27 protein-coding genes and 1 other RNA gene are annotated in these 24,140 nt (G+C 62.9%); 23 read left to right on the top strand and 5 right to left on the bottom strand.

Annotation, left to right across the window (positions count from 1 at the left end; translation table 11 throughout):
* Positions 1 to 53: 53 nt before the first annotated feature.
* The gene (gene tkt, locus ASC80_RS13890) at positions 54 to 2,054 is read right to left on the bottom strand and encodes a transketolase (RefSeq protein WP_056298028.1); all 2,001 of its coding nucleotides are present in this window, start codon (positions 2,052 to 2,054) and stop codon (positions 54 to 56) included.
* A gap of 324 nt (positions 2,055 to 2,378) precedes the next feature.
* On the opposite strand from tkt, the gene ASC80_RS13885 reads away from it, so the two are divergent.
* The 6 genes from ASC80_RS13885 (at position 2,379) to ASC80_RS13865 (ending at position 5,204) form a co-directional block, all read left to right on the top strand.
* Positions 2,379 to 2,708, top strand: coding sequence for a DUF4164 domain-containing protein (locus ASC80_RS13885; protein ID WP_056298025.1), 330 nt, complete (start codon positions 2,379 to 2,381; stop codon positions 2,706 to 2,708).
* Positions 2,705 to 3,088, top strand: coding sequence for a cell division protein ZapA (locus ASC80_RS13880; RefSeq protein WP_056298022.1), 384 nt, complete (start codon positions 2,705 to 2,707; stop codon positions 3,086 to 3,088). The genes ASC80_RS13885 and ASC80_RS13880 overlap by 4 nt, the downstream gene beginning before the upstream one ends.
* A 71-nt stretch (positions 3,089 to 3,159) precedes the next feature.
* Positions 3,160 to 3,320: non-coding RNA, 6S RNA (gene ssrS / locus ASC80_RS23170), on the top strand.
* A 28-nt stretch (positions 3,321 to 3,348) separates the two neighbouring features.
* Complete coding sequence (locus ASC80_RS13875; RefSeq protein ID WP_082512575.1) at positions 3,349 to 3,744, top strand: hypothetical protein; 396 nt, start codon at positions 3,349 to 3,351, stop codon at positions 3,742 to 3,744.
* Between the two features lie 49 nt (positions 3,745 to 3,793).
* Entirely contained in the window at positions 3,794 to 4,375 is a 582-nt protein-coding gene (locus ASC80_RS13870; RefSeq protein ID WP_056298016.1) for a 5-formyltetrahydrofolate cyclo-ligase, read from the top strand.
* Between the two features lies 1 nt (position 4,376).
* Positions 4,377 to 5,204, top strand: a complete 828-nt coding sequence (locus ASC80_RS13865; RefSeq protein WP_056298012.1) for a TIGR00282 family metallophosphoesterase — start codon at positions 4,377 to 4,379, stop codon at positions 5,202 to 5,204.
* A gap of 13 nt (positions 5,205 to 5,217) precedes the next feature.
* On the opposite strand, the gene ASC80_RS13860 is transcribed toward ASC80_RS13865, so the two are convergent.
* Complete coding sequence (locus tag ASC80_RS13860) at positions 5,218 to 6,966, bottom strand: methyl-accepting chemotaxis protein (protein WP_056298009.1); 1,749 nt, start codon at positions 6,964 to 6,966, stop codon at positions 5,218 to 5,220.
* Positions 6,967 to 7,183: 217 nt separating this feature from the next.
* Between ASC80_RS13860 and ASC80_RS13855 the strand changes: the two genes are divergently transcribed.
* The 9 genes from ASC80_RS13855 to ASC80_RS13815 all read left to right on the top strand — a co-directional run bounded on the left by ASC80_RS13855 (position 7,184) and on the right by ASC80_RS13815 (position 14,307).
* Positions 7,184 to 7,930, top strand: coding sequence for a YebC/PmpR family DNA-binding transcriptional regulator (locus ASC80_RS13855; protein ID WP_056298008.1), 747 nt, complete (start codon positions 7,184 to 7,186; stop codon positions 7,928 to 7,930).
* A 234-nt stretch (positions 7,931 to 8,164) separates the two neighbouring features.
* The gene (mgtE, locus tag ASC80_RS13850) at positions 8,165 to 9,532 is read left to right on the top strand and encodes a magnesium transporter (RefSeq protein WP_056298005.1); all 1,368 of its coding nucleotides are present in this window, start codon (positions 8,165 to 8,167) and stop codon (positions 9,530 to 9,532) included.
* A gap of 38 nt (positions 9,533 to 9,570) precedes the next feature.
* Entirely contained in the window at positions 9,571 to 10,086 is a 516-nt protein-coding gene (ruvC, locus tag ASC80_RS13845; protein ID WP_056298002.1) for a crossover junction endodeoxyribonuclease RuvC, read from the top strand.
* Between the two features lie 445 nt (positions 10,087 to 10,531).
* Entirely contained in the window at positions 10,532 to 11,149 is a 618-nt protein-coding gene (ruvA, locus tag ASC80_RS13840) for a Holliday junction branch migration protein RuvA (RefSeq protein ID WP_056297999.1), read from the top strand.
* Positions 11,146 to 11,670, top strand: a complete 525-nt coding sequence (locus ASC80_RS13835) for a hypothetical protein (protein WP_156464394.1) — start codon at positions 11,146 to 11,148, stop codon at positions 11,668 to 11,670. Before ruvA ends, ASC80_RS13835 begins: the two co-directional genes overlap by 4 nt.
* Positions 11,670 to 12,707, top strand: a complete 1,038-nt coding sequence (gene ruvB, locus ASC80_RS13830; RefSeq protein ID WP_056297993.1) for a Holliday junction branch migration DNA helicase RuvB — start codon at positions 11,670 to 11,672, stop codon at positions 12,705 to 12,707. The genes ASC80_RS13835 and ruvB overlap by 1 nt, the downstream gene beginning before the upstream one ends.
* Positions 12,700 to 13,179 carry a tol-pal system-associated acyl-CoA thioesterase gene (ybgC, locus tag ASC80_RS13825; RefSeq protein WP_244487268.1) on the top strand — a complete coding sequence of 160 codons (480 nt, stop codon included), beginning with the start codon at positions 12,700 to 12,702 and terminating at the stop codon, positions 13,177 to 13,179. The genes ruvB and ybgC overlap by 8 nt, the downstream gene beginning before the upstream one ends.
* Positions 13,180 to 13,250: 71 nt before the next feature.
* Complete coding sequence (locus ASC80_RS13820) at positions 13,251 to 13,718, top strand: nuclear transport factor 2 family protein (RefSeq protein ID WP_056297986.1); 468 nt, start codon at positions 13,251 to 13,253, stop codon at positions 13,716 to 13,718.
* A 22-nt stretch (positions 13,719 to 13,740) separates the two neighbouring features.
* Positions 13,741 to 14,307, top strand: coding sequence for a TetR/AcrR family transcriptional regulator (locus tag ASC80_RS13815; RefSeq protein ID WP_056297983.1), 567 nt, complete (start codon positions 13,741 to 13,743; stop codon positions 14,305 to 14,307).
* A 39-nt stretch (positions 14,308 to 14,346) separates the two neighbouring features.
* Here ASC80_RS13815 and ASC80_RS13810 read toward each other — a convergent pair whose 3' ends face one another.
* Positions 14,347 to 14,988, bottom strand: coding sequence for a glutathione S-transferase N-terminal domain-containing protein (locus ASC80_RS13810; RefSeq protein ID WP_056297981.1), 642 nt, complete (start codon positions 14,986 to 14,988; stop codon positions 14,347 to 14,349).
* Positions 14,989 to 15,071: 83 nt separating this feature from the next.
* On the opposite strand from ASC80_RS13810, the gene ASC80_RS13805 reads away from it, so the two are divergent.
* The 3 genes from ASC80_RS13805 to ASC80_RS13795 all read left to right on the top strand — a co-directional run bounded on the left by ASC80_RS13805 (position 15,072) and on the right by ASC80_RS13795 (position 17,082).
* Positions 15,072 to 15,782 (top strand): TetR/AcrR family transcriptional regulator, encoded by a 711-nt coding sequence (locus ASC80_RS13805; protein ID WP_056297979.1) that lies wholly within the window; start codon positions 15,072 to 15,074, stop codon positions 15,780 to 15,782.
* A gap of 80 nt (positions 15,783 to 15,862) precedes the next feature.
* Entirely contained in the window at positions 15,863 to 16,516 is a 654-nt protein-coding gene (locus tag ASC80_RS13800) for a TetR/AcrR family transcriptional regulator (RefSeq protein WP_056297976.1), read from the top strand.
* Between the two features lie 86 nt (positions 16,517 to 16,602).
* The gene (locus ASC80_RS13795) at positions 16,603 to 17,082 is read left to right on the top strand and encodes a DUF2852 domain-containing protein (protein ID WP_056297973.1); all 480 of its coding nucleotides are present in this window, start codon (positions 16,603 to 16,605) and stop codon (positions 17,080 to 17,082) included.
* A gap of 69 nt (positions 17,083 to 17,151) precedes the next feature.
* Here ASC80_RS13795 and ASC80_RS13790 read toward each other — a convergent pair whose 3' ends face one another.
* Together ASC80_RS13790 and ASC80_RS13785 are read right to left on the bottom strand one after the other, a co-directional pair.
* The gene (locus ASC80_RS13790; RefSeq protein ID WP_056298971.1) at positions 17,152 to 17,949 is read right to left on the bottom strand and encodes a phytanoyl-CoA dioxygenase family protein; all 798 of its coding nucleotides are present in this window, start codon (positions 17,947 to 17,949) and stop codon (positions 17,152 to 17,154) included.
* Positions 17,950 to 18,157: 208 nt separating this feature from the next.
* A complete protein-coding gene (locus ASC80_RS13785) occupies positions 18,158 to 18,826 on the bottom strand; it encodes a DUF6498-containing protein (RefSeq protein WP_056297972.1) in 669 nt (222 codons plus the stop codon).
* A gap of 304 nt (positions 18,827 to 19,130) precedes the next feature.
* Between ASC80_RS13785 and ASC80_RS13780 the strand changes: the two genes are divergently transcribed.
* The 5 genes from ASC80_RS13780 to tolB all read left to right on the top strand — a co-directional run bounded on the left by ASC80_RS13780 (position 19,131) and on the right by tolB (position 23,954).
* Positions 19,131 to 20,159 carry a Na+-dependent transporter gene (locus tag ASC80_RS13780; RefSeq protein ID WP_082512574.1) on the top strand — a complete coding sequence of 343 codons (1,029 nt, stop codon included), beginning with the start codon at positions 19,131 to 19,133 and terminating at the stop codon, positions 20,157 to 20,159.
* Between the two features lie 244 nt (positions 20,160 to 20,403).
* Complete coding sequence (tolQ, locus tag ASC80_RS13775) at positions 20,404 to 21,117, top strand: protein TolQ (RefSeq protein ID WP_056297969.1); 714 nt, start codon at positions 20,404 to 20,406, stop codon at positions 21,115 to 21,117.
* Positions 21,118 to 21,153: 36 nt separating this feature from the next.
* The gene (gene tolR, locus ASC80_RS13770; RefSeq protein ID WP_056297964.1) at positions 21,154 to 21,606 is read left to right on the top strand and encodes a protein TolR; all 453 of its coding nucleotides are present in this window, start codon (positions 21,154 to 21,156) and stop codon (positions 21,604 to 21,606) included.
* A gap of 1 nt (position 21,607) precedes the next feature.
* The gene (tolA, locus tag ASC80_RS13765; RefSeq protein ID WP_056297961.1) at positions 21,608 to 22,552 is read left to right on the top strand and encodes a cell envelope integrity protein TolA; all 945 of its coding nucleotides are present in this window, start codon (positions 21,608 to 21,610) and stop codon (positions 22,550 to 22,552) included.
* A gap of 49 nt (positions 22,553 to 22,601) precedes the next feature.
* A complete protein-coding gene (gene tolB, locus ASC80_RS13760; RefSeq protein ID WP_056297959.1) occupies positions 22,602 to 23,954 on the top strand; it encodes a Tol-Pal system beta propeller repeat protein TolB in 1,353 nt (450 codons plus the stop codon).
* Positions 23,955 to 24,140 lie beyond the last annotated feature (186 nt).

Here is a 24,140-nt window from a genome sequence, read left to right as displayed (position 1 = left end):
GACGCCACGATGCAATGCGCAAGCCGCGCCCGGTTCCCTTTTAGGTAACCGGATCAAACGCGCTTTTGTGCGGCGTCGGCGATGGCCTCCGCGGTGAGGCCGAAGTGCTTGTAGAGGTCCTTATATGGGGCGCTGGCGCCGAAACCGCTCATGCCGACGAAAATGCCGTCGGAGCCGATAATTGCATCCCAGCCCTGACGAATTGCTGCCTCGACCGCGACCTTCACCGGCGCGGTGCCGATGATCGCCGCCTTTGCGGCTTCGGGGCCTTCCAGCAGCAGGTCCATGCAGGGGACCGAGACCACCCGCGTCGGAATGCCGCGCGCGGCGAGCAGCTTCTGGGCCTCAACCGCGAGCGAGACTTCCGAGCCGGAGGCGAAGATCGAGACTTTCGCCTCGCCGTCGGCCCTGGAGATTTCATAAGCGCCGGCGGCGCATTTGTTTGCGGCGTCGTTGCTGCGGCGAAGCTGCGGCAGGTTCTGGCGGGTCAGCGCCAGCACGCTTGGACGCTCTTTGGCTTCCAGCGCCAGTTGCCAGCATTCCAGCGTCTCGACGGTATCGCAGGGCCGGAACACGTTGAGGTTCGGGATCGCGCGCAGCGCCGCCACGTGCTCGACCGGCTGATGGGTCGGGCCGTCTTCGCCGAGGCCGATGGAGTCGTGGGTCAGCACGTGGATCACCCGCTCGCCCATCAGCGCCGCAAGACGCAGCGCCGGTCGCAGGTAATCAGAGAACACCAGGAACGTGCCGGAGTAGGGGATGAGGCCGCCGTGCAGCGTCATGCCGTTCATCGCCGCCGCCATGCCGTGTTCGCGGATGCCGTAGTTCACGTAACGCCCGCCGTAATTGTTGGCGGAGATCGCGACCATGCCCTTGACGCGGGTGTTGTTGGAGCCGGTGAGATCCGCCGAGCCGCCGATCATTTCCGGCACCGCTGCAGTCAGTACTTCGAGGGCGTGTTCGGAGGCGGTGCGGGTCGCGATGTCTTTCGGCGCGGCGGCGATTGCTTCCTTCGCCTTGGCGACCGCATCGGTCAAAGCCTTGACCGGCAGTTCGCCCTTGGTGCGGCGCTCGAATTCGGCGCGCGCCGATGCGTCCTTCGCAGCCAGCGCCTTGGTCCAGGTGTCGTGCGCCTTGGCGCCACGCGATCCGGCCGCGCGCCAGGCGCCGAGAATATCGGCCGGAATCTCGAACGGCGGCGCGTCCCAGTTCAGCTTCTTGCGCGCGCCGGCGATCTCTTCGGCGCCGAGCGGTGAGCCGTGCGACTTCTCCGAGCCCGCCTTGGTCGGCGCGCCGAATGCGATGATGGTCTTGCAGGCGATCAGGGTCGGGCGATCGGACTTCTGCGCCCGCGCCAGCGCGTCGGCGATCGCCTTGTGGTCGTGGCCGTCGACACGCTCGGCGGCCCAGCCGGCGGCCTCGAAACGCTTCAGCTGATCGACCGAATCCGACAGCGAGATCGCGCCGTCGATCGAAATGCCGTTGTCGTCGAACATCACGATCAGCTTGTTGAGCTTGAGATGACCGGCAAAGGCGATCGCCTCCTGGCTGATGCCTTCCATCAGGTCGCCGTCTGAGGCGAGCACGTAGGTGTAGTGATCGACGATGTCGCTGCCGAATTCAGCCGCCATGTGGCGTTCAGCCAGCGCCATGCCGACGGCGGTGGCGATGCCTTGTCCGAGCGGACCGGTGGTGGTTTCGATGCCCGGTGTGACGAAATTTTCCGGATGTCCCGGCGTCAGCGAGCCGAGCTGGCGGAACCGCTTGAGCTGGTCGATGGTCATCGACGAATTGCCGGTGAGATAGAGCAGCGCGTACAGCAGCATCGAACCGTGACCGGCCGACAGCACGAAGCGGTCGCGGTCCGGCCATGCCGGATCGGCGGCGTCGAATTTCAGGAACTGGCTGAACAGCACGGTGGCGACATCGGCTGCGCCCATCGGCAGGCCGGGATGGCCGGATTTCGCCTGTTCGACCGCGTCCATCGCGAGCGCGCGAATCGCGTTGGCCATACGGGACGGATCGACGCGCGGAGTCTCGGCCTTGGCAGTCATTGGGCACTCGCCTGAATTCGATGTGGATGGACGTTCGGCGCCAACGACTTCGCGGGAAGGTTCGGCGCTGAATGGGCGTGGAGGTCAAAAAACCGTCATTGGCGGGTGGATAGCACCCCGAAACCGTTGAGTCCAAGGCCTCGGGAGCGTCCTCGCACGGCAATTTCTCTTAGCGGTGCATAGCTTGCCGCCGCCGTTGCGCTCCGCTCAATCGGGCCGTAAATTTCGCAGTCTAAGCGCTTGCCGGGCCGCTGTTTTCCGGTGCCGGCCGGACTGCCGAGATTTTCCGTTCGTCACGTCAACGCAAGAGGCCTGCCGTTTCTCATGATCGACCGTACTGCCAATGGACTAGCCACTCCCGATCCCGCCACGGCGGGGCCGAGCGAGATTGAAGTCGCGACGCGGCGGCTGGCAGCGGCACTCGATGCACTTGAGAGCGCGGTGGAGCGCCGGCGCGAGACCGACCGTGGCGAGGATGAACTGGCGGCGCGGATTCAGGCGCTGGGCCATGACCGGTCGCGGCTCGCCAACGAACTCGACGGCACGCTGGTGCGCTCGCGCGAACTGGAGAACGCCAATCGCGAGATCGCGCAGCGGCTCGATGTCGCCATCGACACCATTCGCTCGGTCATCGACGCGGAGGACGCTTCATGAGCCACGTCAATGTCACCATCAACAGCCGGCAATATCGCATGGCCTGCGAAGAGGGGCAGGAGGCGCGGCTGCTGAGGCTCGCCGAAAGTCTTGAGACGCGGGTCGCCAGCCTGCGCGGCAAGTTCGGAGAAATCGGCGATCAGCGGCTGACGGTGATGGCCGCGCTGACGATCGCCGACGAACTGGTGGACGCCAACCAAAAGATTCGCGCGCTCGAGGAAGAACTCAACGCGCTGCGCGATGTCCGGGTCGCGGCGGCGGATCGCGCCCGCGCCACGCAGGCGGCGGTGGCCAAGGCGCTCAATGTCGCCTCCGACCGGATTGAAAAGATGACCGTCGCGCTCAATCGCCCGGCCGGGAACGGCATCGCGCTCGGTTGACCCGGAATTCGCGTCGCTTAATCTTCCTGCCGCCGCTGGCGGCAGCGGGCAATTGTCGCTACATTGGTCAGGCGAAGCTGCGTCGCGCGTCAGGAGCCATATATCCCCGGGGCCTTATCGATCCTTTAGGGAACTGTCCCTGGCCGGGTCCGTGGACCCGGACATATGGTGCCCACCTACTTTCGTAGGGAACTCCGGGATCGAGTGCTTCAACGGCGTTCGCGGCCTCGCACTTTTCATCTCAACGGTTGATCGTTGTCATGCCCGGCCTTGTGCCGGGCATCCACGTCTTGTTGACTGTGCGCCATCATGAAAATGCCCGTATGCCGGCCATGACGTTGGATCGCTATTCGGTAGCGTCCGGAATATCGAAGGTTCTTGCGCTAATTTGTGCAGGACTATCGTTTCTTCTTGCAATCGCCGCCTTCACTGGAAGTAGAGAAACCGGCGCGGGTGCGGCGCAAGGCGACCTCGGATTTTTCATGCTGCTGGTCCCCGCCACGGTGGTAATTTTTATTGCATTAATTTTGGCTGTTCTCTTGAGGCTTTTGTTCTCTAATTCGAAGGGAGATAAACTGTTTTGGGTGATAGGTGCATCTGCCGTTTTTGGGGTAATCTGGGATTGGTCTTTTCTCCTTCTTTTCTGGCGCCATTGACCATGGCCTCTTGGGCACCTGTCTTCGCGAGGACGATACCGAGTAGGCGATGCAATCTTCGCAAAGCATGAAGCAGGTTCTGCGCGCCGCGGCATTGGCACGGCGCGAGGCGTTGAGCCATGGCCAGCGTCACGATGGCGCGCAGGCGATCGCGGCGCGCGATCTGCCGGTCGAACTGCCGACCGGCGCCATCGTCGCTGGCTTCTCGCCGATCCGCGGCGAGATCGACCCCTTTCCGCTAATGGAAACGCTGATGGCGAAAGGCGCGACGCTGGCGCTGCCGGTCTCGATCGCACCCGGACAGCCGCTGCTGTTTCGCGAATGGACGCCGGATGCGCCGCTGGTGCGCGGGCCATATGGAATCTTCGAGCCGTCATCGGACGCGGAGGAGGTTGATCCCGACATCGTACTGGTACCGCTCGCAGCGTTTGATCGCGCGGGCCATCGCATCGGTTACGGCGCGGGCTACTACGATCGTACCCTTCCGCTGTTGCGCAAATTGAAGAAAATTACCGCCGTCGGCGTCGCGTTCGCTGTGCAGGAAATTGAGTCCGTGCCGTCATCGGAGCACGACGCGCCCCTCGATCTCGTGCTAACTGACCGGGAAGTGATCGATCTGCGGAGCTTGTGACGTGCGCATATTATTTGTCGGCGATGTGGTGGGGCGTACCGGGCGTGCTGCCGTCACGGATATGCTTCCCGGTATGATCCGTGACTGGAAACTCGACCTCGTCGTCGTCAATGGAGAGAACGCCGCCGGCGGTTTCGGCATTACCGAGGCAATCTACCAGGAACTGCTCGACGCCGGCGCGGATGCGGTGACGCTCGGCAATCATTCATGGGATCAGCGTGAGGCGCTGGTATTCATCGAGCGAGCGCCGCGCCTGATCCGTCCGGTAAACTACACGCCGGGGACGCCGGGCCGCGGTGCCGCACTGATCGACACCAAGAACGGCCAGCGCGCACTGGTGGTCAACGGCATCGGCCGCATTTTCATGGCGCCGTGCGACGATCCGTTCACGGCGATCGACCGCGAACTCAATGCCTGTCCGTTGCGCGAAGCGGCCGACGCCATCGTGGTCGATTTTCACGGCGAGGCGTCGAGCGAGAAGCAGGCGGTCGGCTATTTCTGCGACGGCCGCGCCAGTCTCGTGGTCGGCACCCACACGCACGTTCCGACCTCGGACCATCGCATCCTGCCGAACGGCACCGCTTACATGACCGACGCGGGCATGACCGGTGATTATGAATCGATCATCGGCATGGATCGCGAGGAGCCGCTTGGACGTTTCCTGCGCGGCTATCCGGCGGCGCGCTATGCTGCGTCCGATGGTCCCGCGACTCTGAGCGGCATCGCTGTTGAAACCGACGACGCCACCGGCCTTGCGCAGCGGGTCGCGCCGGTTCGCATCGGTTCGCATCTCGATCAGGCCAAGCCGGAATTCTGGACGGCAGGCTAGCCGGCAGTGCCGCTTACATCTTGTAGGCGGTGCGGAAGCCGCCCCAATGCCGGCCGTTGACGCGAACCGGCACGTCGATCTCGCGCATCATCACGGTCTGGCCGTTGCCCATGTCGCGCGCATAGGTCTGGATCAGATACGACCGTGTATTGCGGCCGGCGGCGAGGCCCGCGGCATCGTTGAAGATGCGGCGGTTGCGGCTGTTGGCGGTATTCCACACGACGTCGCCGGGGCGTTGCGGCTTGGAATAGATTTTGTTGTGCACCGGGAGATAGCCGTTGCGGTCGATCATCACGCAGAACGCCATCCGCGAATCTTTGGCCAGAAACGCTTCCTGGAATTCCGGCAGCGTGCGCTCAGCCCAGTCCAGCATTTTCGTCCGGTATTGAACCGGCTCGGTCCCGTCGATCTGCACATAATTCTCGTCGAACATGTCGTCGAGCGACATGCTGCCATTGGCGACGGCGCTCTCGAATATTTTTGTGAGTGCTGCGCCTGCTTCCATCGCGCGGGTGACGAACTCGGTGCTCTCGTCATGGATCGACCACACCATGTCTTCGATCCGGTCGTTCAGCGCCGCGTCGGCGTTGACGAATTCGGCGATCGCGCCCGCCGGTGAATGCTCGGTGACACGAATCCGGCACTCGCCGATGTTTTCAAGTTTCGCCGTCATGATCTGATGCGCGGGAATCGATTGAGCATTCGCGCCGGCGATTAGGACATCGGTCTGCGATAGGCCGTAGACGGCTGCGGCGATGGGGCCCTGCATCGTCTGGATTTCGATCGCGAGATGACATGGCAGCCGCTCGCGCTTGCGCTCGGATGCGTCACCCTGCTGAAGCAGAACCGCGCAGCGTGTCTTCAGTTTTTCGGCGAACGTGGTCACGGCCTTGCCGGCCTCGGCGACGTCCTCGCCGTGCTTTTCGGCTTCGCGGGTGGCGACGTCGATGTCCGCCGTGCTGTCGGTCACGGAGGCGATGAAGGTCGAGGCCGACGTCGCGTTACGGGTCATGCCGTCGGTGGTTGCGTTCTGTTCGGCGACCGCGCCGTTGACGTGCTCGAACACCGGCCGGATCGCATCGATCGCCGCCGTGATCCGATGCACCGCATCGAACGATGTCGCCGCGTCCTGCTGCAGGGTGTCGATCTTCGCCTTGATCTCCTCGGTGGCATTCTGGGTCTGAACCGCAAGCGCCTTCACTTCGGACGCGACCACGGCGAAGCCGCGCCCGGCGGACCCGGCGCGCGCCGCTTCAATGGTGGAATTCAGCGCCAGCAGGGTGGTCTGCTTGGCGATGCTCGCGATCAGGTTGACGACATTGCCGATGGCCGCCGAGGATTCGCGCAGCCGCTCGACATTGACGCTGGCCTCGTGCGCGGCCGCGCCGGCCTCATCCGCAAGGCGGCTGGCATCGCGCACCTGCGCGCCGATGCCCTGCGCCGAACGGGTGAATTTCTCCGCCGCCTCGGTGAAGGTTGCGGCGGTGGTCTGGGCATCGGCGGTGCGGCCGGTGAGGGCGTCGGCGCGCTCGCGGATGGCGGACAGGGTGGTCGCAGTCGACTGCGCGCCCGAGGCGACCGAATGGGCGGCGCGTTCGAGCTGGCGAATCATCGCGCCGAGTTCGAGCTCCAGAAGCTGCAGGATCTCATGGGCATTGTCGGAGGATTCGCCCGGTGCGGCCGGGCTCGCGTCCGGCTGCGCCTGGACCGCTTCGGGAGCCGCCGGTTCTGGCAGCCGCTTCCGGAAAAGACCGAACGCCATGAGGTATCTCGCGAGATGTCGGGAAGCTGAAGCCTCTCATTCCCGCGTGAATTCAGGGTTAACCGGCATATGCCGTTGGCGGGGCGTCGCCACACTCCCGTACCAAAAATCGCCGCTGCGGGTTTAATTTTGCAGAAACCGGGCCTATAACCCCGCGCCGTATTCCTTTTCCGTTAACGGAACCAGGCGCCCCCGCGGCGCGCAAGAGAGACCCTGCATGGCCGGACATTCCCAATTCAAGAACATCATGCACCGTAAGGGCAAGCAGGACAAAATGCGCTCCAAGGTGTTCTCCAAGCTGGCGCGCGAAATCACCGTCGCCGCCAAGCTCGGCACGCCGGACCCGGCAATGAACCCGCGCCTGCGTGCGGCGATCGTCGCGGCCCGCGGCGAGAATATGCCCAAGGACAACATCGAGCGGGCGGTCAAGAAAGCGATCGGCGGCGACAGCGAGAACTACGATGAAATCCGCTACGAGGGTTACGGTCCCGGTGGCGTCGCTGTGATCGTCGAGGCGCTGACCGACAATCGCAATCGCGCGGCGTCCGATATCCGCTCCTATTTCACCAAGTCCGGCGGCAACCTCGGCGAAACCGGATCGGTCGCCTTCATGTTCGATCGGCTCGGTGTCATCGAATACGACGCCAAGGTCGCCTCCGCCGACGACATGCTCGAGGCCGCAATCGACGCCGGTGCCGACGATGTGGCTTCGAGCGATGACGGCCATGAAATCTACGCCACGCAGGACTCGTTTCGCGACGTTGCCAAGGCGCTCGAAGCCAAGTTCGGCGAGCCGCGCAAGGCGGCGCTGACCTGGAAGCCGCAGAACACCACGATGGTCGACGACGAGACCGGCGAGAAGCTGTTCAAGCTTCTGGACCTGCTGAACGAGCATGACGACGTCCAGAACGTCTATGCGAATTTTGAAGTGTCGGACGCGCTTGCCGCCAAGATGGCGAGCTGAGCCGCACTCTCGTTCTTTCGTCGCGTTCTCTGCTGATTTTTCTTGACGCCGATAGGGTGAAAGCCCATGTCAGCGTCAGGTGGCACGGGATCGTTTGATCGCGCGCTGCGTCACCGGAAACTCTCAACCATGCCAAGCGACAGTCAACGTACTTTGCCGACAATGGTCCGTGCGGTCTGAGAGCGCTTGAAGCTCACCGACCCTGCCGTTGCCGGCAGATCCCGAAGGTGAGCTATGACGGAAACCTACACAGCCTCAGAAGGCGGTTTCAACGCGGCTGTGGTCGCGGCCACCCTGGCCGGCGAACACGTCGCTGATACGGTCGATATTCTCAACAAGCTCACGCCCGGTGAGGCCGCCGAGGTGTTGCGGCTGCTGCCGCGCGAGACCGCGATCGAAATCCTCGACAAGCCGGACCTCGATTTCGGGGCCGAGATTATCGAGGCGCTGCCGCATGATATCGCGGTTCCGCTGCTGGCGGGGATGTCGGCCGACATGGCCGCCGACATCGTCCAGCAAATGCAGGACCCGCCGCGCAGCGAACTGATGCAGAGCCTCGACGCGGCCTCGCGCAACGCCATTACCGGCCTGCTGTCGTATCCGGAGAACACCGCCGGCGCGATGATGACGACGGAATTCGTCAGCGTGCCCGCCAACTGGACCGTGGAGCGGACGCTCCAGCACATCAGGCAGGTCGAACGGACCCGCGAAACCGTCTACGCGATCTATGTGCTCGATCCGGTCACCCGCCGTCTGATCGGCGCGGTGTCGCTGCGCCGCCTGATCGCGGGCGAGCCGACGGACAGCATCCAGTCGCTGGCGGTGACGCCGATCACGACATTTCCTCTGGTCGACCGCGAGGACGTGGCGCGGCTGATTGCGCGCCATGATCTTCTGGCCGTGCCGGTGACCGACAAGACCGCGCATCTGCTCGGCATCGTGACATTCGATGACGTTATCGACGCCATCATCGAGGAAAACACCGAGGACGTGCAGAAGTTCGGCGGCATGGAGGCGATCGAGGAGCCTTACATGCAGATCGGCCTTGGCGACATGATCCGCAAGCGCGGCGTCTGGCTCGCCGTGCTGTTCATCAGTGAGATGCTGACCGCCAGCGTCATGCAGCATTTCGAGGGCGAACTGGAAAAGGCGCTGGTGCTGACCCTGTTCATCCCGCTGATCATGAGTTCCGGCGGCAACTCCGGTTCGCAGGCGACCTCGCTTTTGATCCGTGCGCTGGCCCTGCGCGATGTCAAGTTGTCGGACTGGTGGCGGGTGATGCTGCGTGAGCTTCCGACCGGATTTCTGCTCGGAGCCGGGCTTGGCGTCATTGGAATCATCCGGGTCGTCTTGTGGCAGAAGCTCGGAATTTATGACTATGGCGAGCACTGGCTGCTGGTCGGCTTGACGGTCGCTGTGGCGCTGGTCGGCGTGGTGACGTTCGGCTCGGTGGTGGGCTCGATGCTGCCGTTCGCGCTGCAACGGGTCGGCTTCGATCCTGCCAGCGCGTCGGCGCCATTCGTCGCCACCCTGGTCGATGTCACCGGGCTGATGATCTATTTCAGCGCCGCGCTGCTGATCCTGCGCGGCAGCCTGCTGTGAAGGCCGGACCTTTCGCGCGGTTTCGGCTATCATAGGGCATGACGTCTCGCGCGATTCGAATTCTGGGTATCGATCCGGGCCTGCGCCGCACCGGCTGGGGCGTGATCGACGTTGACGGCAACCGGCTGATCTATGTCGGCTGCGGTTCGGTGGAATCGCGTGACACACTTTCATTGTCGGAGCGGTTGCTCGCGATCCACGAGGGGCTGGCCCGCGTGCTCGGCGATTTCCGCCCCGCCGAGGCGGCGGTGGAAAACACCTTCGTCAACAAGGACGGCGCCTCGACACTCAAGCTCGGCCAGGCACGCGGCGTTGCCATGCTGGCGCCGGCGCTGTTCGGAATTTCAGTGGCGGAATACGCGCCCAATCAGGTGAAGAAAACCGTGGTGGGTGCCGGGCACGCCGACAAGAACCAGATTCGCGTCATGCTCGGCGTGCTGCTGCCGAAGGCCCATCCGCCGAGCGCCGACGCCGCCGACGCGCTGGCGATTGCCATTACCCATGCCCATCACCGGCAGAGTGTGATGCTCAAGCTGAAGGTGGCGGGTCTATGATCGCAAGGGCGCGCAAATATCAGTTGCCAGATACTGTCGCAGCTTTGTTGGACCAAAAGGTCTATGAAAGATGGCTTCATAGAAAGGCGACAGCTCACGCCCAGAGGGATAAAAAACGAGGTAATGAGAACGCGACTATCGCATCTTATAAACTCGCTATCCACCGTGCGGTGGAAGTGTGTGAAGGTCGCGATGCGTATACTGGCGAAGAATTGAGATGGGACCTAGTGAGTACGTACAACAACGTGGAATCGAAGATTGGTCGTAGGGCATACAAATCCTCGTATGGCCTGTTACCTACTGTCGATCACGTTGGAGATGGTCTCGGTGCAGCCGTATTCAGAATCTGTAGCTGGCGTACAAATGATGCCAAGCATGATTTAGCTTATCTAGAGTTTGTTGATTTATGTCAGCGAGTTGTCACACACCACAATAAGTCAATCGCATGATCGGCAAGCTCAAAGGCCTGATTGATTCCTACGGCGAGGACTATGTGATCCTCGACGTGCAGGGCGTCGGCTATCAGGTGCATTGCTCAGCGCGCTCGCTGCAGTCGTTGCCCGCGCCCGGCGAGGCAGCGGTACTCTCGATCGAGACTTATGTCCGCGAAGATCAGATCAAGCTGTTCGGTTTCCGCAGCGACATGGAGCGCGAATGGTTCCGCCTGCTGCAGACCGTGCAGGGTGTCGGCGCCAAGGTCGCGCTGGCGGTGCTGTCGACGTTGCCGCCGTCCGATCTCGCCAATGCAATCGCGCTGCGCGACAAGGCGGCGGTGTCGCGCACGCCGGGTGTCGGTGCGAAGGTCGCCGAGCGCATCGTCACTGAACTGAAAGACAAGACACCGGCCTTCGCAACGCTCGATCCGGCCGTGGTGCATCTGGCCGGTGCACTGGACGACAATCGCGCGCCGCGTCCGGTCTCGGACGCGATCTCGGCGCTGGTGAATCTCGGCTACGGCCAGCCGCAAGCGGCGGCTGCCATTGCCGCAGCCGCGCGCAATGCCGGCGACAAGGCGGAGACGGCACAGTTGATCCGTCTCGGGCTGAAGGAACTGGCGAAGTGAGTAGTTCAGCTACAACTACCATAAGCGAAGATTATTTGTGCGCGATTTTTGCGGAACGAGTTTTGGTCGACAAAGGTTTTGCAGTTTGGCTTTTGAGCCAGACGAAATTTGCGGCGGTTGCCAAATCTGTAGATTTGCTGGCGGAGGAGCAGGCGAAGCGGCCAGCAAAAGCATGGTGGCGGCATTGGTGGTGTTCAGTCAAGGACACAGGACGCCAGTCAGAAACCGACATCTTACTGGTGTTCAAAGACGGTGAGAGGCGGGTTGCTTTGCATATCGAGAACAAATTCTCAGCGCCGTTGGTGCAATACCAAGCTGATGATTACGCGCCTCGTGCTCGGCAGATGATGAAGAATAAGTGGGTATCTTATGATGATTTTGAGACGATTATCATCGCGCCGAAATCGTATCTTCTAGGCAATATCGCTGAATGTAAGAAGTTCGATCGAATGATTTCTTATGAGAGGATTGGTCAACATATTCCCGAGTATGAGACAGTAGTTCGTAGGAATGTTAAGTAATGCCGGAGCGCATCGTCACGCCCGAGCGCCGCGCCGATGATATCGGCGACACCTCGCTGCGTCCGCAGAACCTGTCGGAGTTCGTCGGCCAGGCGCAGGCGCGCGCCAATTTGCAGGTGTTCATCGACGCCGCGCGCAAGCGCAGCGAAGCGCTGGACCATGTGCTGTTCGTCGGGCCGCCCGGGCTCGGCAAGACCACGCTGGCGCAGATAGTGGCGCGCGAACTCGGCGTCGGCTTCCGCGCCACCTCGGGGCCGGTGATCGCCAAGGCCGGCGATCTTGCCGCGCTGCTGACCAATCTCGAAGAACGCGATGTGCTGTTCATCGACGAAATCCATCGGCTCAATCCGGCGGTCGAGGAAGTACTCTATCCGGCGATGGAGGATTTCCAGCTCGATCTCATCATCGGCGAGGGACCGGCGGCGCGCTCAGTCAAGATCGATCTGGCGAAATTCACTTTGGTCGGCGCGACCACACGGGCGGGTTTGCTGACCAACCCGCTGCGCGATCGTTTCGGGATTCCGGTGCGGCTGAATTTCTACACCGAGGACGAGCTGGAAAAAATCGTGACTCGTGGTGCGCGGGTGCTCGGCATCGGTATGACACCGGACGGGGCCAACGAGATCGCCCGCCGCGCGCGCGGCACGCCGCGCATCGCCGGACGCTTGCTGCGCCGGGTGCGCGATTTCGCCTCGGTGGCCGATGCGGCATCGATCGATCGCAAGATCGCCGACAACGCGCTCGGCGCTCTCGAAGTGGATAACGCCGGGCTCGACGCGATGGATCGCCGTTATCTATCGACGATTGCGCTGAACTATGGCGGCGGACCGGTCGGCGTCGAGACCATGGCGGCTGCGCTGTCGGAGCCGCGCGATGCCATCGAGGACATCATCGAGCCGTATCTGATCCAGTGTGGCTATCTGCAGCGCACGCCGCGCGGGCGGCTGCTGACGTCGCATGCGTTCAAGCATCTCGGTCTTGCCGAGCCGTCGCGCGATCCGGCGCAGTTCGGCATGTTCGGGCAGGACGATGAGTAAATCCGCAATGGGCGAGGGGCATTTGAAAGCGCTCGACGGCGCGATCGATGACGGCAAGCACGTCATGCAGGTGCGGGTCTATTACGAGGACACCGATTTCACCGGCATCGTTTATCACGCCAATTATCTGCGCTTCATGGAGCGCGGCCGCACCAACTATCTGCGGCTGCTCGGCGCCGACCAGCACGCGCTGTTCGCGGAGGCCGAGAGCGAGGCGCCGGGCTTTGCCTTTGTCGTCCGTGCGATGCAGATCGAATATCTCAAATCGGCGCGGATGGACGACGTGCTTGAGATCGTCACCGTGCCACTCGATGTGCGCGGCGCGTCGATCACGCTCGGGCAGGAGGTCCGTCGCGGCAGCGACGTGCTGATCGAGGCGCGGGTCAAGGTCGCCTTCGTCTCCGGTGGCCGGGCGCGGCCGATCCCCAAGGCGCTGCGGATCGCGATGAAGGCGGACCAGGGAGGGACGTGAATCCATTGCTTGACTCACTGTACCGATAGGTACAGAGTTGCTGTACCTATCGGTACAGTGAGGAGTTTGCCATGTCGCGTCCGCCGCTTCCCCCGTTCACCAGAGAAACTGCCGCCCAGAAGGTCCGCGGCGCCGAGGACGGCTGGAATTCCCGCGATCCCGTCCGGGTGGCGCAGGTCTATACCGAGGACAGCATCTGGCGGAATCGCTCGGAGTTCATTCAGGGCCGCGACGAGATCGTGAAGTTTCTCACCCGCAAATGGGAGAAGGAGCACGAGTACCGGCTGATCAAGCAGCTCTGGGCGTTCGACAACCAGTTTATCGCGGTGAAATTCCAGTACGAATGGCACGACGACGCGGGACAGTGGTTTCGCTCCTATGGCAACGAGAACTGGGAATTCAACGCGGAAGGGCTGATGCGCCGCCGCGAGGCCAGCATCAACGATGTGATGATCAAGGAGAGCGAACGCCGCTTCCACTGGCCCGCGCCCGGCCCGCGTCCGGCGGATGTGCCGGAACTCGCGCCCGTTCCGAGGTAAGCGCGGCAATGGCAGGAGAACCATGACGAAGACGATCGCAGAACGCGCGGACATCCTGCCGCAACTGGCGGAGGTGTTCCGCGCCCACGGTTACGAGGGCGCGACGCTGTCGCTGATCGGCGAGGCGACCGGGCTCGGCAAGGGAAGCCTCTATCACTTCTTCCCCGGCGGCAAACAGCAGATGGCCGCCGAAGTGCTGACGGAAATCGACACCTGGTTCGACGTCAACGTCTTTGCGCCGCTGCGCACCAGCGACGATCCGGCGCGCGCCATCGGCAACATGATCGAGGCGGTGACCGGTTATTTCAAATCCGGCGGGCGGGTGTGTCTCGTCGGGGTGGTCGCGCTCGGGGCGGCGCGGGATTCGTTCGCTACCGAAGTCCATGATTATTTCGCACGCTGGGGCGATGCACTGGCCGGCGCGTTGCGGCGGCTCGGCGACAGCGCTGCGACCGCGCGGCGTAAATCCGACGACGCGCTGCTGGTGATTCAGGGGGCGCTGGTGCTGGCTCGCGCCCGCGACGATACCAAAGTCTTCGTTCGCGCCATGAGCGATCTGAAAAGCCGGTTGCTGACACGAGATAACTGACGCCCGCCCGCGACAGCGGGCGCCGGTTTCGTTGCTCGATCACGCGGCCTTGTGGCGTGCCTGTTCGGCCTGATAGAGCGTGACTTCCTCGGCCATCGCTTTGGCGATGCTGGGATGCTTGCGCATCCGGCGCAGATAGTCCTTCACCGCGGGCCATTGCGCAAAGTCGATCATCGGCGTGGCCTGGCTCCAGTTCAGCACGGTCGTCAGATAGGCGTCGGCGACCGTGAAATGATCGAGCACGAACGCGCGGCCGTCGAGATAGGCGTTGAGATAGTCGAGCCGCGACAGATTCTTCTTCAGCACGTAGTCCTTCACCTCGGCCGACGCGGTCGGATCGAGCAAGGTGACGAACAGGCCCTTGTGGAGTTCGGTGCCGATGAAGCACAGCCATTGCTGCAACCGGCTCCGTTCGAGATTGGAGGTCGCCGCAAGACCGGCGGCGGGAAAACGCTCGGCGACATATTGCAGGATCGCGGCGTTCTCGGTGAGGACAGTGCCGTCGTCGGTGCGCAATGTCGGCACCAGGCCGAGCGGATTGACGGGGAGGAAATCCGAATTGTCCTGCTGGACGCGCTTGGTTTTCGGATCGACTTCGAGATAGGTCGCGTCCGCTCCGGCTTCATAAAGCGCAATGCGGGTCGCCATCGAGCAGGCCAGCGGCGAAAAATACAGATCCATGACACGTCTCCTCGGTTCGGGTGTTGAATTGATTTTTGTACTGTCTTGCATATAATAAGTCGGGTCAAGGAATTATTTGCGAAATGGTACAAAAAAGAACACGTGCGCCAAAGTCCGGCGTGAAATCGGCTCCGGCCAAAGTCGCCACAACAGCTTCGATGTCGCCGGAGGCGACGGCGACGAAGCGCCGCGGCCGTCCGCGCGCGTTCGAGTCCGAGGTTGCGCTCGGCCGCGCGCTGGACACGTTCCGCGATTCCGGGTTTGCGGCGACGTCGCTCGACGATCTCAGCGCCGCGATGGGCATCAACCGGCCGAGCCTCTACGGCGCATTCGGCGACAAGCGCGAACTGTTCCTGAAAGCCTATGAACGCTATCGCGCCGAGGCGGGCGTGCTGTTTGCCAAGGCGTTCGATCCGGCGTTGTCGCTGCGCGTGACGCTGGAGCGGGTCTATGCCATCGCCATCGATTTCTACGCGGCAGGTGAGAACGGGCCGCGCGGCTGCCTCACGGTGATGACCGCAGCGTCGGAGGCGATGGCCGATCCGGAAATCCGCCAGATCGCGCAGAACGCCATCGCGGGCGCTGATCGCAATCTGACGCGGCGAATCCAGAAGGCCATTGAGGACGGCGAATTGCCGAAATCGGCGAATGCCGTGGCGCTCGGGCAGGTCGCTTCAGCGATGTTCCACACCCTGGCGATCCGGGCGCGGGCCGGGGTTCCGCGTGCCGAACTGGAAGCGCTGGTGCGAGGCACGATCGATCTGATCGCCGGGCCAGCGAAGCCGCGCCGTTAACGGGTTCCAGCCGGAAATCGCTGTTGTTTCCGCCAGATGCTGCGTGACGCGCCCGGCCGGCTCATGTAAATGTCTTTCACATGAGCTGGCACAAAGGCCGCCGCGAGGGCGGTTATCATCATGGCAATCTGAAAGAGGCGCTGGTGCAAGCCGCGCTCGATCTGATTGCGCAGAAAGGCCCGGCAGGTTTCACCTTCGCCGAAGCCGCACGCTCGGCCGGTGTCAGCCCCGCCGCGCCCTATCGCCATTTCCGCGATCGCGACGAATTGCTCGCCAGCATCGCAGTGCAGGGCTTCGAGCAATTCGAAGCGCGGCTGACTGAAGCCTGGGACGACGGGCGGCCCGATACGCCGACCGCGTTTCAGCGCATCGGAAAGGCCTATCTTGCCTTCGCGCGCGAGCACCCGGCGTACTACTCCGCGATGTTCGAATCCGGCGTTCCGCTTGAATCCAATCCTGCATTGTTGCTTGCAGGGGAGCGCGCGTTCGCGGTGATCCGCGCCGCATCGGAGCGGCTGGTGGCGATGGCGCCGCCCGGTGTGCCGCGTCCGCCGGCCATGATGATGGCGCTGCACATCTGGTCGTTGTCGCACGGCATCGCCTCGCTGTTCGGGCGTGGTGACGCGGCGCGGCGCAAGTTGCCGATGTCGCCGGAAGACCTGCTGGAAGCAGGCGCCCTGATCTATCTCAAGGGTCTTGGGTTCCCGACGGACCAGCGGCCGCCTCAAAAATAAGTGACCCGCCTGTCTGAGCGCTCGCTTGACAAAACGTCGGGATGTTTTATCTATGTAAATGTTATTTACATTCACGGAGACGGGCTATGTCCAATACAGCAGACTTCGAGCGTTCCGGACGCCCTGGTTGGGCAGGTCCGTATTCTTATGACGGCGCGCCGTGGGGCCCGCGGTTTCATCCGGCGGCGATCCTGCTGACGGTCCTGGGCTTCATCATCTGGTGGCCGCTTGGCCTCGCACTTCTTTTCTACAACCTCTGGAGCAGAAAAATGGGTTGCGGACATCGTGGCCGCTGGGCCGACAAAATGGAACGGATGCAGTGGAAGATGGAGCGGATGCGTGGCCGCATGGAGGGCCGCGGTTATTACGCGCCTTCGAGCGGCAACCGCGCTTTCGACGACTACCGCATGGAGACGCTGCGTCGCCTCGAGGAAGAGCAGACCGAATTCAAGGATTTCCTTGAGCGCCTGCGTCACGCCAAGGACAAGCAGGAGTTCGACGACTTCATGGCGCAGCATCGCTCGCGTCCGCCGTCTCCGCCGACCAACGACCAGCCGCAGGGCTAATGCCCCAAACGTCCTGACGGCAGATCAACCGCCCGCCTGGCAACAGGCGGGCGGTTTTGTTTGTGAGGCTCAGTTGCCGAGCGCGAGCCGGATCGCCTGTTCGACTGGCGAGTAACCATCGTCGTCTCGCATCAGCGATAAAGGTGCGGACGGAAGAAGAGGCGGTTGCGCCATGAAGCGCGGCCGCGTTCCGCGATGCGGCTGCGCCGCATGAACCAGAAATGGATGACAGAGATAGACTGTGCCGGCATTGCCGGTGGCCAGCATCACGTCTCGGTGCGCCGTTTCATCGAAGCCGTTGGCCGCGAGTTCGCGCAGCGACAGGCCCGCCTCGCCGGCAGACGCGAGAGTCCGCGCGATGTCGAGGTGCGAGCCCGCGCGAATCCGCGTCGGTGCATCATCAGGGCCGACATCCGAAAACAGAAACAGCATCAGAAGTGCGCGTCCCTCCGATGTGACGTTGGCGCGCCACGACATGAAATCGGGATTCTCAAACCCGAAACTGACATCGACATGCCATCCGGCATCGCCCGGATCGTCGGGCGACGGAAACCGAATCGGAAATGTCCCGAGATCGCCGCGCGGCAGCCAGCGGCCACGTCCTACAAGCTGGTCGAAGGCGCTGTGAAGCACCGGTGTATTGGCCGTCAGCGCGAACGGTTCCTGGCCGAAATAGCCAAGCCTGATTACGGGCCTGGTCCATGTGGCGGGGTTGTCCTTATCGCAGCCGGTGGCGCGCCACAGGATCGCGCGCGCCTCCTCTGCGACATCGCGGGGAAACGCATTGTCGATTCTGACGAAGCCTTCGTGGATGAACTGGTCGATCTGCGCGCCGTCGAGCGGACGCGTGGCGTTGGTTGCAGGCATGAAATTCTCAACATCGGCCAGCCGCGATCCTTCGCTGATGGGAGGCGAGGCCGGCACAGGGGGCTTGGGTGATGTCACCCGGTTCTCGATCTAAAACGGCGAAGCCGGTTCAGGATCGGAAGATAGCCGCGATGTTGAGCGTGAAAAATTTCATGATGCTGGCAGTCTAGTTCGCAGCGCGGCGCGTTTCAAGTTCGCGCCGCGCTGTTTAGCCACGCCGTTCGCGCATCCAGAGCCGGACTTCGATGGCGGTCTTGAGCAGCACCAGCACTATGAGCGGCGCGACCGTGCCGATCGCCTGCGCGGCGAACGCGCCGCCCATGATCGCCAGATGCATCAGCACGATGCGCTTGTAGAATCCGCCCATGATGTCGGCCGTGGTCGCGTTCGAAGGAAGCGCCTTCCCGAAGGCGAAACGATTGACGGCGTCGTTGACGAACACCGCGCCCTGTCCGACGAACAAGGCGAGCAGGGGAATCCACAAGCTCATCCCGATCACGATCAGGCGGATGAAATCCCGCGCGTCGTGAATGCGCGCCGCCCATGGACCCGCAAACAGCAGCCAGAGAAACGCCATGTGCACCGCCATGAACAGCCCGGCATGGACGGTGAAGAATCCCGACAGCGCCAGCGTGGAAGCGATGCTTCGCCCAGCGGCGGAGCCGGATGTGCGCGACAGGGCTGTCACCCGCAGGATGGTCCAGAACCCGATGATTGCGGTCTCGAGCCAGTAGAGACATAGCAGCACGAAAGCATCCCAGCCCCACCACAGCACGCCAGCCAGCGGCACGAGGTTGGCAAGGATCAGGATTGACGACGTGACGATGGCGCGTGGACGGATCGCGTTCGAGCCGGTGATCGGGGCAGTCGATGTCATCCTGCCAATACATCGCGATCTTGTCAGGCAAACAAGGGCGGGCGGACGCCGTTATTCGCGTGCCCCCTTGGTTCCTGCATTGTTTGCGGCCTTTCCGGTTGTCATCGCAGGCCGGATGCGTATCAATGAGACATGATCGAGCGCGTGACCTCACGCCGCCGCCGCTGGTGGCGATCCGTTTCATGCTGCGGCGTCTGGTGAACCGGAATCGGTGACACGAGACGGGCGCGGGACGACGTGCGCCGGCTTCGTTCTTCCATCAATCTCGAATGACTACGCCGGGCGCTCGGCCTCTGGAGGGACTATGTCCGCAGGTATTTTCGCGTTGCCGGTGTCGGCACTGGCGTGGCTCGGGCGTCAGGGCACGCGCGCGATTCCGGCGCTGGTGATCATCGGCATCGCGGTGCCGCCGCTCGGTGAGATGTTGAAGCCGTTCGTCACCGAAGCGGTCATCGTGCTGCTGTGCATTTCCTTCGTCCGCGTCGATGTTGCCGCGCTGCGTGGCTATTTGCGGCGGCCCGGGCTGGTGATCGCGGCGACGGTATGGACCACGATCGTCGTGCCGCTGCTGATGGGGCTGATCTGTCTTGCCACCGGCTTCGATCGGTTGTCGCCGGATGTTTTTCTCGGCGTCATGCTACAGGGCGCCGCCTCGCCGATGATGGCGGCTCCGGCGCTGGCGATCCTGATGGGGCTCGATGCGACGCTGGTTCTCATCACGCTGGTCGCCGGCACCGCGCTGGTGCCGTTCACCGCGCCGCTGTTCGCCTACATCTTCATGGGCGAGATGCTGACGCTGTCGCCGGTCGCGCTCGGCATCAAGCTGGTCATGATCCTCGGCGGCGCGCTGGCGGTCTCGGTGCTGATCCGCCGTTTTGTCAGCGAGGCTGCGATCCGGCGGCACGGGCAGGTCATCGACGGGTTCAACATCCTGATCCTGCTGGTGTTCGTGTGTGCGGTGATGGGAACCGTGGCGCCCGGCTTCATCGCCGCCCCGGGTCTGGTGATCGGGCTGACGGTGCTCGCTTTCGTCGTGTTCGCGATTCTGCTCGCGGTTACGGTCGCGGTGTTCATGCGGGCCGGTTCCGAACGTGCCCTGTCGCTGGGTCTGATGGTGTCCCAGCGCAATCTGGGCCTGATGATCGCGGCAACCGACGGCGTGCTGCCCGGCGTGACCTGGATTTACTTCGCGCTGTGCCAGCTGCCGATCTACCTGTCGCCGCAGCTGCTGAAACCCCTGGCGCAACGTCTACGGGTACGGAAACCGGGGGTCGCGCCGCCCGGCCACGCGGTATCTTGTTCCCCCCACGAGGTTTCCGGGTCTAAAAAATAGTCCCGGTAACCAAGCCTTAACCATGAACAGCGTCAGGTAGGAGCGCTAAAACAGCGCTGACAGCCCTCGTTTTGACATGTTGGCGGGGAATTCAGGAGACGGCTCAGGGACGGGCCTTTTCCACGCGCGACATGGATTGGTTTCGGCGGTTGGCAGTGGCGGCATCGCCGCGCGCTGTGCGGGTGGAAATCCGGCGGCATTTCCGCACGGACTTTGGGATATTTGCGTTGAGAGGACATCGATTATGAATCCAGCAGACGTGGCGCAGTCGGCTTTGCCGGTGGCGTCCGCCGACGTATCGCTCATCGCGTTGTTCTGGCAGGCCCATATCGTCGTCAAATTCGTGATGCTCGGCCTCCTGACCTGTTCGGTCTGGGTGTGGGCGATCGCGATCGACAAGATTTTTCTTTATGCGCGCACCAAGCGGGCGATGGACCGTTTCGAGCAGGCGTTCTGGTCCGGTCAGTCGATCGACGAACTGTACCGGGCGCTGTCGGCCAAGCCGACCCAGTCGATGGCGGCGCTGTTCGTCGCGGCGATGCGCGAGTGGAAGCGTTCGTTCGAAAGCCAGTCGCGATCCTTCGCCGGCCTGCAGATGCGTATCGATAAAGTGATGAGCGTGTCGATCGCCCGCGAGATCGAGCGGCTGGAACGCCGGCTGCTGGTGCTGGCCACCGTCGGTTCGGCCGGGCCGTTCGTCGGCCTGTTCGGCACCGTCTGGGGCATCATGTCGAGCTTCCAGTCGATTGCCGCGTCGAAAAATACCTCTCTGGCGGTGGTGGCGCCGGGCATCGCGGAGGCGCTGTTTGCGACCGCGATTGGCCTGATCGCCGCTATTCCTGCCACTATTTTCTATAACAAGTTCACTTCGGAGGTGAACCGCCAGGCCCAGCGGCTGGAAGGTTTCGCCGATGAGTTTTCCGCGATTCTGTCACGCCAGATCGATGAACGGGCCTGATATCGTCACGTCAGTCACAGCAACGGATTTCCCGGTATGGGCATGAGCATGGGCAGCGGCGGAGGTGGGGGCGGACGCCGCCGCCATCAGCGCGCCAAGGTCATGGCGGAAATCAACGTCACGCCGATGGTCGACGTGATGCTGGTGCTGCTGATCATTTTCATGGTGTCGGCGCCGCTGCTGACGGTCGGCGTTCCGCTCGATCTGCCGCAGACGGCGGCGAAGAGCCTCGATCAGGACAAGGAGCCGCTGACGCTCTCGGTCCAGCTCAGCGGCAAGGTGTTCCTCAACAATACCGAGATTCCGCTCGACGAGGTGGTGCCGAAGCTGAAGGCGATTACCGAAGCGCGCGGCGGCATGGACGAGCGTATCTTCGTGCGCGGCGACACCAAGGTGGATTACGGCACCGTGATGCGCGTCATGGGCCGGCTGTCGGCAGCCGGGTTCAAGCGCGTGGCTCTGGTGACCGAGGTCGAGCAGGGGACCTGACGTGAAGATCGACAAGACAGTCGCAGCGTCGGTTGCCTTGCACGCCCTTGTGATCGGCTGGGGCATGATCTCGTTTTCGAGCAAGGCCTTCGATTCGATGCCGGAAGAGTCGCTGCCGGTCGATATCATTTCCGCCGAGCAGTTCGCCAAGGTCACGTCCGGCATGAAAACCGGCAAGAAGGAAAATCCGAAGCCGCTGGTCGAGAAGGTCGCCGAGAAGACGCCGCCGGTGGACGATGCTGTCGGCAAGATCGAGGACAAGAAGCCGCCGGTGGTGACCGATGCGGCACCGCAGCCGCCGCCGAAGCCCGTCGAGAAGCCGGTCGAGAAAAAGCCCGAGCCTCCGAAGCCGGTCGTCGAAGAGAAGCCGAAGGAAAAGGAAGAGCCGAAGAAGACCGAGAAAAAGCCGGATCCGGCGAAGGTCGATCCGATCGCCGAGGCTCTGAAGAAAGAACACGACAAGAAGCCCAAGCCGAAAGCCGAGGCCAAGGCCCAACCGCCGCAGAAGCAGGAGCCGAAGCGCGAGCGCGTCTTCGATCAGTCGAAGATCGCAGCTCTTCTCGACAAGCGCGATCCGACCCGTCATGCCGTCGCCGGCGATGCGATCAACGCACAGGCGGCGCTGGGCACCGCGCGCGGCCAGGCGGCCGACAATTCGGCGACCTGGGGCGCGATGTTCAAGCAGCAGGTCGAGCGCTGCTGGAAGAAGCCCTATGGCGGCATCGAGGCGCGCGAGACCGAAACCAGTTTCACGATCAAGCTGAAGCGCGACGGATCGCTCGAGTCGATGCCGGTGCCGCTGGCCGGCGGCAATACGCCGTACTTCCGCGTCTATCAGGAGAGCGCGATGCGCGCGATCATCGAGTGTCAGCCGTATAACCTGCCGCCGGCTTATTTCGATGAATGGAAATTCTTCGAGCCGGTCTTCACCGAAAAATACTCGTGAGCGCGAACGGCTGACGCGCGGCTTACACCGACGACGAAATACGAATGACATGACGAGCGAGGATCGGTTGTCCCAAATGAATTTCAATCTCACGCGCCGGAAATTGATCGCCGGCACAGCGTCGGCCGGCGTGCTGATCGCAGCCCCCGTTCGCAAGGCGCTGGCGCAGGCGAGAGTCCAGATCACCGAAGGCAACTTCCAGCCGATCCCGATCGCGATCCCGAATTTCGTTCCCGGCACGCAGGGCGACGTCGATGTCAGCAACGGCATCGCCGGCGTCATTACCAACAACCTCAAGCGCAGCGGCCTGTTCGCCCCGATCGATCAATCGGCGTTCATCGAGCGGATTTCGAACATCGACGTGCCGCCGCAGTTCCAGAACTGGCGCCAGATCAACGCGCAGGCACTGGTCACCGGACGCGCGACGCGCCAGGGCGATGGCCGCCTCAAGGCCGAGTTCAGGCTGTGGGATGTGCCCGCGAGCAAGCAGCTCACCGGCCAGCAGTACTTCACCTCGCCGGAATCATGGCGGCGCATCGCCCACATCATTTCCGACCAGATCTATGAACGCCTCACCGGCGAGAAGGGCTACTTCGACAGCCGCGTCGTCTTCGTCGACGAAACCGGCGCGAAGGAACGCCGCGTCAAGCGTCTGGCGATGATGGATCAGGACGGCGCCAACGTGCGCTATCTGACTCGCGGCGCCGACCTCGTCATCACGCCGCGCTTTTCGCCGTCGACCCAGGAAATCACCTACATGGAGTTCGGCCAGGGCGATCCGCGCGTCTATCTGTTCAACGTCGAGACCGGCCAGCGCGAGATCGTCGGCAATTTCCCCGGCATGTCGTTCGCGCCGCGATTCTCGCCGGACGGCCAGCGCATCGTCATGAGTCTGCAACAGGGCGGCAACTCCAATTTGTTCGTGATGGACCTGCGTTCGAAGTCGACCACTCGGCTGACCGACACGCCAGCGATCGACACATCGCCGTCCTACTCGCCGGATGCTTCGCGGATCTGTTTCGAGTCCGATCGCGGCGGCAAGCCGCAGATCTACGTCATGGCGGCCGGTGGCGGTAGCGCGCAGCGCATCTCGTTCGGCGACGGCAGCTATTCGACGCCGGTGTGGTCGCCGCGCGGGGACTACATCGCTTTCACCAAGCAGGGCGGCGGCCAGTTCGCCATCGGCATCATGAAGCCGGATGGCTCGGGCGAGCGCATTCTCACGTCCGGCTATCACAATGAAGGACCAACGTTTGCGCCCAACGGCCGCGTGGTGATGTTCTTCCGCGATCTAGGTCCGGGGCCGTCCTTGTTCACGATCGACATTTCGGGACGTAACGAATTGAAGGTGCCGACGCCGGGGTTTGCATCCGACCCTGCATGGTCGCCGCTGTTATCGTAAACAAACCCCAAACGGCGAGCATCGGGATTGATCGCAAACCGGGCAAGCCTTGCCTAGTTTACTGAGCTTGCATGCGAATTCCGGCTTTCGCTGATCGGCTAAACACATCGGTAACGATGTTCGCTCAGAAAGACTTCATCTGCTCAGGGTAACACTCGTGTCGGATTCCGAAAACCGACGCGGATC

Origin of the sequence: Afipia sp. Root123D2 (assembly GCF_001425835.1) — a bacterium.
In the GTDB taxonomy this organism is placed as follows: domain Bacteria; phylum Pseudomonadota; class Alphaproteobacteria; order Rhizobiales; family Xanthobacteraceae; genus Afipia.
Note: the sequence above shows the minus strand (reverse complement) of the source record. Positions and strands in the feature narration are given on the sequence as shown.

What these genes read in the sequence shown, in the direction of transcription:
- tkt (WP_056298028.1), bottom strand. Translation starts at nt 2,054, where the DNA reads ATGACTGCCAAGGCCGAGACTCCGCGCGTCGATCCGTCCCGTATGGCC.
- ASC80_RS13885 (WP_056298025.1), top strand. Translation starts at nt 2,379, where the DNA reads ATGATCGACCGTACTGCCAATGGACTAGCCACTCCCGATCCCGCCACG.
- ASC80_RS13880 (WP_056298022.1), top strand. Translation starts at nt 2,705, where the DNA reads ATGAGCCACGTCAATGTCACCATCAACAGCCGGCAATATCGCATGGCC.
- ASC80_RS13875 (WP_082512575.1), top strand. Translation starts at nt 3,349, where the DNA reads ATGCCCGGCCTTGTGCCGGGCATCCACGTCTTGTTGACTGTGCGCCAT.
- ASC80_RS13870 (WP_056298016.1), top strand. Translation starts at nt 3,794, where the DNA reads ATGCAATCTTCGCAAAGCATGAAGCAGGTTCTGCGCGCCGCGGCATTG.
- ASC80_RS13860 (WP_056298009.1), bottom strand. Translation starts at nt 6,966, where the DNA reads ATGGCGTTCGGTCTTTTCCGGAAGCGGCTGCCAGAACCGGCGGCTCCC.
- ASC80_RS13855 (WP_056298008.1), top strand. Translation starts at nt 7,184, where the DNA reads ATGGCCGGACATTCCCAATTCAAGAACATCATGCACCGTAAGGGCAAG.
- mgtE (WP_056298005.1), top strand. Translation starts at nt 8,165, where the DNA reads ATGACGGAAACCTACACAGCCTCAGAAGGCGGTTTCAACGCGGCTGTG.
- ruvC (WP_056298002.1), top strand. Translation starts at nt 9,571, where the DNA reads ATGACGTCTCGCGCGATTCGAATTCTGGGTATCGATCCGGGCCTGCGC.
- ruvA (WP_056297999.1), top strand. Translation starts at nt 10,532, where the DNA reads ATGATCGGCAAGCTCAAAGGCCTGATTGATTCCTACGGCGAGGACTAT.
- ruvB (WP_056297993.1), top strand. Translation starts at nt 11,670, where the DNA reads ATGCCGGAGCGCATCGTCACGCCCGAGCGCCGCGCCGATGATATCGGC.
- ybgC (WP_244487268.1), top strand. Translation starts at nt 12,700, where the DNA reads ATGAGTAAATCCGCAATGGGCGAGGGGCATTTGAAAGCGCTCGACGGC.
- ASC80_RS13820 (WP_056297986.1), top strand. Translation starts at nt 13,251, where the DNA reads ATGTCGCGTCCGCCGCTTCCCCCGTTCACCAGAGAAACTGCCGCCCAG.
- ASC80_RS13815 (WP_056297983.1), top strand. Translation starts at nt 13,741, where the DNA reads ATGACGAAGACGATCGCAGAACGCGCGGACATCCTGCCGCAACTGGCG.
- ASC80_RS13810 (WP_056297981.1), bottom strand. Translation starts at nt 14,988, where the DNA reads ATGGATCTGTATTTTTCGCCGCTGGCCTGCTCGATGGCGACCCGCATT.
- ASC80_RS13805 (WP_056297979.1), top strand. Translation starts at nt 15,072, where the DNA reads ATGGTACAAAAAAGAACACGTGCGCCAAAGTCCGGCGTGAAATCGGCT.
- ASC80_RS13800 (WP_056297976.1), top strand. Translation starts at nt 15,863, where the DNA reads ATGAGCTGGCACAAAGGCCGCCGCGAGGGCGGTTATCATCATGGCAAT.
- ASC80_RS13795 (WP_056297973.1), top strand. Translation starts at nt 16,603, where the DNA reads ATGTCCAATACAGCAGACTTCGAGCGTTCCGGACGCCCTGGTTGGGCA.
- ASC80_RS13790 (WP_056298971.1), bottom strand. Translation starts at nt 17,949, where the DNA reads ATGCCTGCAACCAACGCCACGCGTCCGCTCGACGGCGCGCAGATCGAC.
- ASC80_RS13785 (WP_056297972.1), bottom strand. Translation starts at nt 18,826, where the DNA reads ATGACATCGACTGCCCCGATCACCGGCTCGAACGCGATCCGTCCACGC.
- ASC80_RS13780 (WP_082512574.1), top strand. Translation starts at nt 19,131, where the DNA reads ATGTCCGCAGGTATTTTCGCGTTGCCGGTGTCGGCACTGGCGTGGCTC.
- tolQ (WP_056297969.1), top strand. Translation starts at nt 20,404, where the DNA reads ATGAATCCAGCAGACGTGGCGCAGTCGGCTTTGCCGGTGGCGTCCGCC.
- tolR (WP_056297964.1), top strand. Translation starts at nt 21,154, where the DNA reads ATGGGCATGAGCATGGGCAGCGGCGGAGGTGGGGGCGGACGCCGCCGC.
- tolB (WP_056297959.1), top strand. Translation starts at nt 22,602, where the DNA reads ATGACGAGCGAGGATCGGTTGTCCCAAATGAATTTCAATCTCACGCGC.